This is a genomic window from Comamonas testosteroni, from assembly GCF_014076415.1.
Taxonomy (GTDB): domain Bacteria; phylum Pseudomonadota; class Gammaproteobacteria; order Burkholderiales; family Burkholderiaceae_C; genus Comamonas; species Comamonas testosteroni_F.
The window spans coordinates 3528046-3540070 of sequence record NZ_CP043568.1; the positions used below are offsets into that span (position 1 = coordinate 3528046).

Below are 12025 nucleotides of genomic sequence, written 5' to 3' on the forward strand. Positions count from 1 at the left end.
TTCAATTACATTACAAATATTCTATTGACTTGATAGAGTCAATTTATTTTAACTATTTAATTATTTCAATGCTAAAAGTAATCCAGTAAAATTTTCTCAATCTGCGGGGTACGTTAGCGAATAAATATGCTATTCATCTCTCGCACCTATTTTGAGAAATATCAGTAAAAAATTACAAAGCCTAAATCCCTGGAATCTGGCCATTAAAAACTTTAGTTATTGAATATTCAAAAATAATATTCCACAACGCCTGGTACACAGCGGAGCCATCTTGATGCCTCTCCAAGCACATCCCCCAGAGAATCGACAATAGACTGCAGACCAACACCCGAGACAGTCAATAATGAGCGCCTACTGTGCATTCGGGATGAACTTCCGGCAGAGCACAAGCATCTCTATCACTACCGCAGCAACAACAGTGCTGCTTGCCGTCTGGATTGACATGAACACCACTCAAGAAACAGCCTCCCCTGCGACCCCGCGCCTGACTTCTCTCTCCCACGGTGGCGGCTGCGGCTGCAAGATTGCGCCCGGCGTGCTGTCGGAGTTGCTGGCCAAAAGCAATCTGCCCAAGCAGTTTTTCCCCGACCTGCTGGTAGGCACAGAGACCGCAGACGACGCGGCCGTCTACAAGATCAATGACGAGCAGGCCATCGTGGCGACGACGGACTTTTTCATGCCCATCGTCGACGACCCGTATGACTTTGGCCGCATTGCCGCCACCAACGCGCTGTCCGATATCTACGCCATGGGCGGCACGCCGCTGATGGCGCTGGCCATTGTGGGCATGCCCATCAATGTGCTGCCGCACGATGTGATTGCCAAGATTCTGGAAGGCGGCGAGTCGGTCTGCCGCGATGCCGGCATTCCTCTGGCGGGCGGCCACTCGATTGATTCGGTGGAGCCCATCTACGGCCTGGTCGGCATCGGCATCGTCAATCCCAAGCAGATGAAGCGCAATGCCGATGCCAAGGACGGTGACGTGCTGATTCTGGGCAAGCCCCTGGGCGTGGGCATTCTCTCGGCGGCGCTCAAGAAGAATCTGCTGGACGATGCAGGCTACCGCGCCATGGTGGATGCAACCACCAAGCTCAACCGCCCCGGCGCCGAGCTTGCCAAACTCGAAGGCGTGCACGCTCTGACCGACGTGACCGGTTTTGGCCTGCTGGGTCATGGCCTGGAACTGGCCCGTGGCGCCCAGCTCAGCGCACGCATTGAAAGCGCCAAGCTACCCGTACTGCCCGGTGTTCAGGCACTTGCAGAGCAAGGCATTTTCACGGGCGCATCGGGGCGCAACTGGGCATCCTATGGTGAGCACATCCAGTTGGCATCGACCGTGACAGACGCCCAGAAAGCACTGCTGACCGACCCTCAGACCTCTGGCGGCCTGCTTGTTTCCTGTGCGGCGGATGCTGTCCAGCAGGTGCTCAAGGTCTTTGGCGACAGCGGCTTTGGCGATGCTGCAGTGATTGGCCGCATGGAGGCAGGCGCGCCCAAGGTCTTTGTGGACTGAGCGCGCCAGGTAGTCGAGAAGGAGCGCGACTCTGCTCTCCTTCCACCACAGAATGCAAAACGCCCGGTTTGAGCCGGGCGTTTTGCATATGAGCGTCAGATTATGACTCTGGGCTTCTAAGCCTCTCCCACGACCTCGGCCGTGGTGCGGCGGTCGATCTTGCGGCTCAGCACCACCGAGGTATAGGTCTGCTGGATGCCGTCGATCAGGCCGATACGGTCAAGCAGCGCGTCCAGTTTTTCATTGCTCTCGCAGCGCACAAACACCATGTAGTCGTACTGTCCGCTAACGGCCGACACCTCTTCCACCTCGGTGAAGCGGTTGAGCGCCTGCATCACCGAAGTTGCCGTCTTGGGCTGAACACGGATACCGCAATAGGCGCGCACGGCAGACTGCTCCATGCGCGAGCCAAGGCGAACGCCATAGCCGGCGATCACGCCCTCCTGCTCCAGCTTGGCGATGCGAGCGACCACCGTGGTCCGAGCCAGATTCATCTGCCGAGCCAAATGCGCGGTCGAGGCACGCGCGTTGGTCTGCAGCAGGCGCAGCAGCTGGCGGTCCGTTTCATCCAGTCGATATTCCATACCTTGTCTATCCAAATCTTGCCGTGCACTTACGCAAACGCTGCGTTAAACACAAACCCCAAGAACTCTCTGCCACCACCTGCAGCCATGCCTTGCGCCGAGCGACTTCTGTTGCTGTTCGCCCTCAGCCAAACGCGTGGAGCGAACCTCAGCGACACCTAACAGCCAATCATTGTGTCAGCTAACCCAGCCTGGTAGGGAGCTTGTCTTTTCAGATGGCAAATATGTATACATTTGTTTCAATCAGGCAAGATGTATCAACATATCTGCACTTGCCTGCGCTTGTGACCATGGCAAGGGCGCACTGCGGTACGTCAGAGTGGCCCCGGCCGAAACCAGGCCTCTGTTGCGGGCGAGCGGTCAAGCTCGTTCACGAGAACCCAAGTGCGCTCACCGAGTAACAGCGACACAAAAGAGCGAAGAGTCTAATGGTTGTTTTCCCGCACTTATCGATGCCACCGACGATACGGCGAAAACACTCGGTAAGTTTGGCTGGTTTGCTGCAAATATCTGCAAAAGGTAAGTGCTTACCCTAGGTTATCCCTTGGCCTGGTGCGTCGCTTTCGGCAAAGCCTGAGCCACCAGACTGCAAGCAGCCTCCAATCACCGACAACTGCGCCTTGTGCTGCTCAGCAAGGCTGAATGCGCGATAACGCACCCTGAGTGCCCCAATCGCGCATGACTGAAAGCTTTGGGCTCGCTTGCATGCACCCCAAGCTCACAAACAAAAAACCCTGCTCATTGCAATGAGCAGGGTTTTGGATTTTGGCAGGGGAGGAAGGATTCGAACCTTCGCATGCTGGAATCAAAATCCAGTGCCTTAACCAGCTTGGCGACTCCCCTACGATGGAACGAATTCTACAACGACTTTTCGCTATAAATTTCGAAGTAGTCCAAAAATGTGCAATTGCACATGGAATAGGTTTGCAGCCTTCCTGGCGTCAAGCCAGCTCAGTCGCTGGCGGCCTATTCCACCACGACAGCCGTGCCGCTGGCCGAGACCATGAGCATGCCATTGCCCTGGCCCAGCACCTCGAAATCAAGGTCCACGCCGACCACCGCATTGGCACCCGCCTCGGCGGCGCGTTGCTCCAGTTCCTTGAGGGCAATTTCACGCGCTCTTTGCAGCTCGCGTTCGTAGGTTCCAGAACGCCCGCCCACGATGTCGCGAATTCCGGCAAAGAAGTCCTTGAACACATTGGCGCCCAGAATGGCCTCGCCCGCCACCACGCCGCAATAACGGGTGATGCGTTTGCCTTCGATGGAGGGAGTGGTTGTGACGATCATGCTTTGCTTTCTTAAAAATCAGCGCAAGGAGACTGGCAGCCATACGCTCTGGTCATAGCGCTGCGCGCGACAGAGGCAGATATAGGCCGGGCCTTGCCGCAGGCTCAGAGTCATCCGGTCGGATCAGTATATGCGTGCAATCCGCGCTGTTATCAAGGCGATGGCGGCGGCATCCATCGGCGCTCAGGGCTTCGGCTTCTCATGACTGACTCCCAACTGGTCTGGCAGCGCAGACCAGCCTCCATGCAGCGCATGGATGCATGGTCAAATCAGAAGACAGACCGCCCCATCAAGGGCAAGACGCCATCAAAAATCATGCATCCGGCAATAGCAGCTTCTGCATGCCTTGCACGGCATCGCGCAGAAAGCTCCAGGTCGTGGCTATGCGCGGAATCTGGCGCGACTCCACGGGCATGCTCATCCAGAAGGTGCGTGTGAAACAAGCCTGCTCGGGCAGCACGCGGCTCAGTATTGGATCCTTGTCGGCCACAAATGCTGGCAGCACGGCCAGACCGGCACCGGCACGCACGGCTTCGTATTGAGCGGTGATGCTGGTGCTGCGCAGCGCAAAACGCTCGGGCCGGTGCAAGGTATCCAGCAATTGCAGCTCGCGCGTGAACAGCAGATCGTCCACATAGTGCACAAAGCTGTGATGGCGCAGATCCTCGGTCCTGGCCACCAAGGGCTTGCGCGCCAGATATTCACGCTGGCCGTAAAGATAGAGCCGGTAGTCGGTCAGCTTGGTGACCACGACCGAGCCGCGCTTGGGCCGCTCCAGCGAGATGACGATATCGGCCTCGCGGCTGGACAGATGCAGCATGCGCGGCAGCGCCAGCAGGTCAACACTGAGCAGCGGATAGCGCAGCGTGAGCCTGGCGAGCTCGGAGGCCAGCATCTGCGTACCAAAGCCTTCGGTGGCACCCACCCGCACCAGCCCGGCCAGCCCTTCCGCGGTCGCTGCATGCGCCAGGGGACCCCGCTCCAGCCCGTCCACCGCGCTTTGCATGGTGTTGGTCACTTCCTGCAGCTGCCGCCCGGCCTCGGTCAGCCGCCACTGGCCGCCTTCGCGCGCAAACAGCACGGCACCGAGCTGCTTTTCTAGCGCCTGAATGCGCCGCGACACCGTGGTGTGCTCGACCCCCATGCGCCGCGCAGCCGCCGCCATGCTGCCGCTGCGAGCCAGTTCGCCAAAAAAACGCAGATGGTCCCAGTCCAATGTCTTTCCTTGCGATCTCGGTTCGTGGTTCAGTCGTTCACGCTGTCCTGCGCCTTGCCCGTGAGGCCCTTGACCGCCTTGACGGCAGCACTGCGCTTGCGCTCGGCACTGCGCTGGGCCACCGCGCTCGGGGCGCGCGCGAACTCGTCGTTCTCGTGGATCAGCAGCGACAGCATTTCCATGAACTGTGCCCGTTTGTCGTCAGGAAGAGGCTCCAGCATGCGGCGCTGGGCTCGCAGCACCGAAGGCTCGGCTTCCACCAGCAGGCCGCGCCCCTCGTCGGTCAGGCTCAGCAAACGCACACGCCGATCGGCAGGGCTGGCGTTGCGCGCCATCAGGCCGCGTGCTTCCAGGCGGTCGATCACGCTGCCTATGGTGGAGGTGTCGAAGCCGATATTGCGTGCCAGCGTGCGCTGGTCGATGCCCGGCTGACGCAGCACGGCCGACAGGGCCGCGTACTGCACAGGCGTCACGCCGAATTCCTCGGTTTCTTCCATGAACACGGCTACGGCTATCTGCTGCAGCCTGCGGATGTGATAGCCGGGATAGTTTTCTAGTTCTGCGGGTTGGTATTGCATGTCTTGGGTGGCCGAAGCCGAGCCCGCCCTGCCGTGCGGCAGTTGAAGGGCCATGACTGAAAGACCCCGATATTCGCACGACTGCCGCCCCGATTCGAGCCAGGCCTGCTACCGGGTTTAACCCAATCATCGCTGATGCAGATCAACATTATGCTAATCATCAGTGTGCTGTTGATTTAATTCATAGCCTATCTTTGCCCCCATCTCAGGCCGTAAGCCGACAGACAAGGCAGCAACGCACTGCCAAGCAGATACCAAAGAAAGAGACAAACCATGAGCCTTGTGCAAGCCCAGCCCTCACCGGTAAAGCTCACGGCCCTTGAAGCCCCCGGCCAACCCGAGCCCACAGCTGCTCTTGAGCAGCTGTACCGAGGTTTCGAGCAGGAAATGCTGGTGCCGCTGTGGACGGAGATTGGCGGCCTGATGCCTGCCCACCCCAAAAGCCAGGCCGCCGCTCATCTGTGGCGTTGGGAGAATCTGCTCAAGCTGGCGGATGAAGCCGGCCGCATCGTCCCCGTGGGCCGGGGCGGCGAGCGCCGCGCGATTGCCCTGGCCAATCCGGCGCTGGGCGGCCGCCCGTTTGCCACGCCCACGCTGTGGGCTGCCATCCAGTACCTGATGCCCGGCGAAGATGCGCCCGAGCACCGTCACACCCAGCATGCCTTCCGCTTTGTGGTCGAAGGCGAAGGCGTGTGGACCGTGGTCAACGGCGACTCGATCCGCATGTCGCGCGGCGACTTTCTGCCCCAGGGCGGCTGGAACTGGCACGCCCACCACAATGCGGCTAGCCAGCCCATGGCCTGGATAGACGGGCTGGATATTCCGTTTGCCTACTACACCGAATCTCAGTTCTTCGAGCATGGCCGCCTGCATCTGGACCCGCAGGAGCGTGCCACGCCCGAGTTCTCGCGCTCCGAGCGCCTCTGGGGCCACCCTGGGCTGCGCCCTGTGGCTCATCTGCAGGACAGCCCGACCACGCCTTTGCTGGCCTACCGCTGGGTGGATACCGACCGCGCGCTGAGCGAGCAACTGGCGCTCGAAGCCGAAGGCCATGCCGCCACGGTCAGCCCCGGCCATGCCGCCGTGCGCTACACCAACCCCAGCAATGGCCGCGACGTGCTGCCCACCATTCGCTGCGAAATGCACCGCGTGGCTTGCGGCGCCAGCACCCGGGTCAAGCGCGAAGTGGGTTCTGCCGTCTTCCAGGTCTTTGACGGGCAGGGAACGGTGACCGTGGGCGAGCGCCAATGGCAGGTGCGGCGCGGCGACATGTTTGTCGTGCCCTCCTGGCAGCTGTTCAGCGCGCAATGCGATGCCGACCAACCGCAGCTGGATCTGTTCCGTTTTGCCGATACGCCGATTTTCGAGGCCGTCCACGCGTACAGGGCGGATACGCCCTGAGCCGCTTCGCGTCTTCCCCCTCAAGGGGGAGACAGCCTTTGCTGCAGGGCGGCGGGGCCGCCCAGGCCCTTGCCGGCTGTCTCACACATGGAACGCCTCTTTTTCAAGCACCTAGTCACCGATACCCATCAGGAATCACATATGACCCAAGCCAACTACAACGACAACTATCTCTGGGCTCCGTCCCCCGTGCAGTCCCTGCCCGTGCGCGGCAGCGAGCAGCGCCTGCCCGTCAACCGCCTGTTCTTTGTGGGCCGCAACTACCACGCCCATGCGGTGGAGATGGGCCGACCCGTGGACAAAAGCACAGAGCGCCCCTTCTACTTCACCAAGGCCCCGCAAACCTTGACCGAATCGGGCGCCACCGTGGCCTATCCACCCGAGACCAGCAACTACCACTTCGAGATGGAGCTGGTCGTGGCCATCGGCAAACCGGGCTTTCGCATTCCTGCCGACCAAGCCCATGAACATATCTACGGTTATGCCTGCGGCCTTGATATGACACGCCGCGATCTGCAGCTGGTGGCACGCGACAAGGGCCGCCCCTGGGATCTGGGCAAGGATGTGGAGCAGTCCTCCGTCGCCAGCGAAATCGTACCCATGCCCGGCAAGGTGATCGAGTCCGGCCTCATCGAGCTGAGCGTCAACGGTCAGGTCAAGCAGCAGTCCGATGTGAACAAGCTGATCTGGAATATCCGCGAAATCATTGCCGACCTGTCCCTGTTCTATCACCTGCAAGCCGGCGATCTGATCTACACGGGCACGCCCGAGGGCGTGGGCGCCGTGCTGCCGGGCGACCGGATCACCGGCCGCGTGGAAGGCGTGGGCGAGATTACCCTGAGCGTGGGCCAGCCCGAGTAAGGCGCGCAGACCATGAAGCTCTACAGTTTTTTTCGCAGCGGCACCTCGCACCGCCTGCGCATTGCTCTCAATCTCAAGGGCCTCACACCCGACTACCTCCCTGTCGATCTGCGCGTGGACGAGCAGGCCGAAGCGCCGTTCAAGCGCATCAACCCGCAAGGCCTGGTGCCCGCGCTGACGCTGGACAGCGGCGAAACGCTGATCCAGTCGCCCGCCATCATCGAATGGCTGGAAGAGCGCTACCCCACGCCTGCACTGCTGCCTGCCGACCCCGAGGCACGCGCCCATGTGCGCGCCATGGCGGCCATCGTTGGCTGTGATGTGCACCCCATCAACAACCGCCGCATCCTGCAGACCCTGCGCCAGCAGTTCGGTGCCGACGAGGCCGCCATCAACGCCTGGTGCGCCACCTGGATCACGGCCGGCTTTGACGCCATCGAAGCCTTGCTGGCCCGGGACGGCACACGCGGCAGCTTTTGCTTTGGCGCAGCACCGAGCCTGGCCGATGTCTATCTGATTCCACAGGTCGAGAGCGCACGCCGCTTTGGCGTGGATCTGGCCCGCTGGCCGCTGATCTGTGCCGTCGATGCGGCTTGCAGCGCCCTGCCCGCCTTTGCCCAGGCAGCGCCTCTGGCCCAGCCTGACGCCCCGCAATAGACCCGCCACTGCAGCCGCCTCAGACGCGGCTGCCCAGCAACGCTTTGCAGTCCCTAAAAACACCCACCGGAGACAAACTGTGAAATACGAGCAAAATCAACACCGAGCCCAATCGGAATCTGCGCAATCAGCTATTAAATCTATCGCCATTGCTGCAGCTCTGCTGGCCTCAGCCGGCCATTCACTGGCCCAGGGCGATGCATCCAGCTATCCCAATCGCCCCGTGACCGTGGTCACGGCCTTTGCCGTGGGCAGCGGTCCTGATGCCGTGCTGCGCATCGTTGGCGAAAAGCTGGCCCAGCGCTGGAAACAGGGCGTGACCGTGGACAACCGCCCCGGTGGCGGCGGCTTTGTCGCCATCGAGTACGCGCGCCGTGCCAAGCCCGACGGCTATACCCTGCTGCAACTGGACAGCGAGCATATCTCTGCCCTGCCCTATCTCTACAAGAACAAGAACTTCAACACGCTGAGCCACTTCGACCCCGTGGCCCCGCTGTTCCTGACTCCGTTCTTTGTGGCCGTGCCCACGAATTCGCCATGGAAGAACATGGGCGATCTGATCAAGTCCGCCAAGGCCGAGCCCGGCAAGATCAGCTACGGCTCCTGGGGCGTGGGCAGCCCCGGCCATCTGGGCGGCGAATGGCTGGACTATCTGACGGGCAGCAAGATGACCCATGTGCCTTACCGCGAGGTCAGCCAGCTGTTCACCTCGGTGGCCAACGGCGACCCGAGCTGGAGCTTTGCCAGCCTGCCCTCCAGCCAGGGCATCTACAAAAGCGGCAAGATTCGCTATCTGGCCGTGGCCGCCCCCAAGCGCATTGCGCAAATGCCGGACGTGCCCACGGTCGCCGAAGCCGGTGGCCCTGCCGAGCTGGATGTGAACTCCTTTGTCTCCCTGCTCAGCCCCAAGGGCGTGGATGCCGCCGTGCGCGACAAGATCCGCAGCGATGTGGTGGCCGTGCTGCAGGACCCGCAGGTCAAAGAGAAGTTCTCCACCTTCGCCTTCCAGCCCATGAGCTTCACCGTGCCCGAGATGCAGCAATTTGCCAAGAAGAAGTCCGAGCAATACAAGCTGCTGATTGAGAAAGCCCAGATCAGCCTGGATTGAGAGCCGCCTTCGGCCATCAAATAAATCACGGCAAAGGCATACGCCCGCAGCCGGCAAAGCCCCGTCAGCACTGGCTGCACGGGGCTTTCTTCATTGATGCAATGCCTCTCTGTGCTCCGGATCAAGAGGAGCTGCACAAAGACAGCAGAGCTCCCAAGGCGTGCAAAAACGACCTCGACCCGGGGTTACACTTGTTGCGAGGCGTTTCTCCGGATTTCCATCCCACCTCTAGAACGCCCGCATGCCATGAGCCCCCGTTGATAAGCGTCAGGGCTGTTCGGCAACTTCCCGCCCAAGCCGCAGCGCCGTCTGTCTGCCAGGGCTCCATGCTGTTTTCACGTGACCCCACGTGATTCAGCCCCTTCAAATCGTTATAAAAATATGAACAATTCCATCAAGACTGCCATCGCTTTTTTGCTGCTGCCCCTGGCCGCAGCTTCGCAGGCAGCCGAGCCGCCTTCGCCTATTGCTGCTGCCGAGCTGTACATCCGCACCCTGGTCAATCACGACGAGCAGGCCATCAGCCAGCTCAATGACTATCTGCGCCCGGACCGCCTGCGCTCGGGCCGCAGCGCGGACTACGCCAACGCCGCCGAACTCAAGCAAGCCGACAAGGACTTCCCACGTGAAGTCACCGACGTGGCCCTGCCCCTGTTCCCCGAGGCACAGCGCAGCGCCCTGCGTGCGCCCGTGGAAAGCCTGATGAGCACGGTGCAACAGGCGCGTCAGCAATCGCAGTGCAAGACCGTCTCGGCCACCAAGCCCAAGCTCGACAAGCATGGCGTGCTCAATAGCGATGTGAAGTTCAGCTGCCAGCTGGTCAAGACCCCCGAGACCTGGGCCGAGGGCATTCAACGCATGGTGCGCAACAAGCTCAGCCTGGATCAGGTGCAGGGCGAACTCAAGAAGCTGCAAGCTGCATACTCAGCCCCCGCCAGCTACACCTACGAGGGCGTACTTTCCCTGGGCATGGTGCCCAAGGACAAGGACAAGGCCTGGCGCAACGACTTCGCGAGCGAAGCCTTTGACGAGATGTTCAGCGAGCTCTAAGAGCACCTGAGAACGGCAAAAGGGCCCGGGTGGGCCCTTTTGCATTTTGCCGCCGCAGGTACTGCAGTCATGCCTGCACGACAAGCTCCAAAGCGCTGGCAGACATAGCATCCACTTGTGCACATTTGCACACCCTATGTGCAGTGTTTGCTATTGCTACAGCAAATCCGCACACATACCATGAGGAACGAATTCACCAACGGAGACACCTCATGAACGCACCGACTTCCGCCAAGGTTCTGGCGCCCACGGTCAAGCTGCTTATCAACGGGCAGATGGTCGAATCCAAAACCACCCAGTGGCGCGATGTGGTCAACCCCGCGACGCAGGAAGTGCTGGCGCGCGTACCGTTCGCCACGCCCGACGAGGTCAACGCCGCCGTGGCCAATGCCAAGCAGGCGTTCAAGACCTGGAAAAAGACGCCCATCGGCGCACGCGCCCGCATCTTTCTGAAGCTGCAGCAGCTGATCCGCGAAAACATGAAGGAGCTGGCCGCCCTGCTGACGGCCGAACAAGGCAAGACCCTGCCCGACGCCGAAGGCGATGTCTTCCGCGGCCTGGAAGTCGTGGAGCACGCGGCCAGCATCGGCAATCTGCAACTGGGCGAGCTGGCCAACAATGTGGCCAACGGTGTCGATACCTATACGCTGAACCAGCCTCTGGGCGTGTGTGCAGGCATCACGCCCTTCAACTTCCCGGCCATGATTCCGCTGTGGATGTTCCCCATGGCGATCGCTACGGGCAATACCTTCATCCTCAAGCCTTCCGAGCAGGACCCCATCGTCACCATGCGTCTGGCCGAGCTGGCACTGGAAGCCGGCGTGCCTCCTGGCGTGCTCAACGTCATCCACGGCGGCGAAGACGTGGTCAACGCCATCTGCGACCACCCCGATATCAAGGCCATCAGCTTTGTGGGCTCGACCAAGGTCGGCACCCATGTCTACAACCGCGCCAGCCTCAATGGCAAGCGCGTGCAATGCATGATGGGCGCCAAGAATCACGCCATCGTCATGCCCGACGCCAACAAGGAGCAGTCGCTCAACGCCCTGCTGGGCGCTGCCTTCGGTGCGGCCGGCCAGCGCTGCATGGCGGTCTCCGTGGCCGTTCTGGTGGGAGAAGCCCGCAACTGGATTCCCGACCTGGTGGCCAAGTCCAAGACCCTCAAGGTCAATGGAGGTACCGAGCCCGGCACCGATGTCGGCCCCCTGGTGAGCTGCGCAGCCCTGTCGCGTGTCGAAGGCCTGATCGAACGCGGTCTGGCCGACGGCGCCACGCTGGAGCTGGACGGTCGCAAACCCGAGGTGGCAGCCTATGCCAAGGGCAATTTTGTCGGCCCAACCATCTTCAGCGGCGTCAAGCCCGGCATGAGCATCTACGAGCAGGAAATCTTCGGCCCCGTGCTGTGCCTGGTCGCGGCCGAGGACATCGATCAGGCCATCGAGTTCATCAACGCCAACCCCAATGGCAACGGCACGGCCATCTTCACCCAATCGGGTGCGGCCGCGCGCAAGTTCCAGGAAGACATCGATGTGGGCCAGGTCGGCATCAATGTGCCCATTCCCGTGCCCGTGCCGCTATTCTCGTTCACGGGCAGCCGGGCCTCCAAGCTGGGCGACCTGGGCCCCTACGGCAAGCAGGTGGTGATGTTCTACACCCAGACCAAGACCATCACGGCGCGCTGGTTCGACGACAGCACCACCAGCCACGGTGTGAACACCACCATCAGCCTCAAGTAAGCCGGCCATGAAACCCGACAGTGCCGCCCTGCCT

The 12025-nt window shown here is 61.1% G+C and carries 11 protein-coding genes and 1 tRNA gene; 7 read left to right on the forward strand and 5 right to left on the reverse strand.

The genetic code is table 11. The features are described 5' to 3' along the window. Window positions 1-442: 442 nt before the first annotated feature. On the forward strand, window positions 443-1513 hold the full coding sequence (gene selD, locus F0P97_RS16155; protein ID WP_182283106.1) for a selenide, water dikinase SelD: 1071 nt from the start codon (window positions 443-445) through the stop codon (window positions 1511-1513). Between the two features lie 116 nt (window positions 1514-1629). Here selD and F0P97_RS16160 read toward each other — a convergent pair whose 3' ends face one another. The 5 genes from F0P97_RS16160 to F0P97_RS16180 form a co-directional block, all read right to left on the reverse strand. Further along, complete coding sequence (locus F0P97_RS16160) at window positions 1630-2097, reverse strand: Lrp/AsnC family transcriptional regulator (RefSeq protein ID WP_003067511.1); 468 nt, start codon at window positions 2095-2097, stop codon at window positions 1630-1632. A gap of 766 nt (window positions 2098-2863) precedes the next feature. Continuing rightward, window positions 2864-2940, reverse strand: a tRNA-Gln gene (locus tag F0P97_RS16165). 123 nt (window positions 2941-3063) lie between these two features. Continuing rightward, window positions 3064-3384: a heavy metal-binding domain-containing protein gene (locus tag F0P97_RS16170; RefSeq protein ID WP_003054127.1), complete on the reverse strand. Its 321-nt coding sequence runs from the start codon at window positions 3382-3384 to the stop codon at window positions 3064-3066. A 313-nt stretch (window positions 3385-3697) separates the two neighbouring features. Continuing rightward, window positions 3698-4600, reverse strand: coding sequence for a LysR family transcriptional regulator (locus F0P97_RS16175; RefSeq protein ID WP_003067507.1), 903 nt, complete (start codon window positions 4598-4600; stop codon window positions 3698-3700). Window positions 4601-4629: 29 nt separating this feature from the next. Then, window positions 4630-5178, reverse strand: a complete 549-nt coding sequence (locus tag F0P97_RS16180; RefSeq protein WP_182287223.1) for a MarR family winged helix-turn-helix transcriptional regulator — start codon at window positions 5176-5178, stop codon at window positions 4630-4632. Window positions 5179-5451: 273 nt separating this feature from the next. Between F0P97_RS16180 and F0P97_RS16185 the strand changes: the two genes are divergently transcribed. The 6 genes from F0P97_RS16185 (at window position 5452) to F0P97_RS16210 (ending at window position 11991) form a co-directional block, all read left to right on the forward strand. Continuing rightward, window positions 5452-6579 (forward strand): cupin domain-containing protein, encoded by a 1128-nt coding sequence (locus tag F0P97_RS16185; protein ID WP_182283107.1) that lies wholly within the window; start codon window positions 5452-5454, stop codon window positions 6577-6579. Between the two features lie 141 nt (window positions 6580-6720). After that, window positions 6721-7440 (forward strand): fumarylacetoacetate hydrolase family protein, encoded by a 720-nt coding sequence (locus F0P97_RS16190; protein WP_182283108.1) that lies wholly within the window; start codon window positions 6721-6723, stop codon window positions 7438-7440. A gap of 12 nt (window positions 7441-7452) precedes the next feature. Further along, entirely contained in the window at window positions 7453-8097 is a 645-nt protein-coding gene (gene maiA / locus F0P97_RS16195; protein ID WP_182283109.1) for a maleylacetoacetate isomerase, read from the forward strand. Window positions 8098-8230: 133 nt separating this feature from the next. Next, window positions 8231-9205 carry a tripartite tricarboxylate transporter substrate binding protein gene (locus F0P97_RS16200; protein ID WP_182287224.1) on the forward strand — a complete coding sequence of 325 codons (975 nt, stop codon included), beginning with the start codon at window positions 8231-8233 and terminating at the stop codon, window positions 9203-9205. 381 nt (window positions 9206-9586) lie between these two features. Then, entirely contained in the window at window positions 9587-10255 is a 669-nt protein-coding gene (locus F0P97_RS16205; protein WP_182283110.1) for a hypothetical protein, read from the forward strand. A 212-nt stretch (window positions 10256-10467) separates the two neighbouring features. Further along, a complete protein-coding gene (locus F0P97_RS16210; RefSeq protein ID WP_003067492.1) occupies window positions 10468-11991 on the forward strand; it encodes a CoA-acylating methylmalonate-semialdehyde dehydrogenase in 1524 nt (507 codons plus the stop codon). The last annotated feature ends 34 nt before the right edge of the window (window positions 11992-12025 follow it).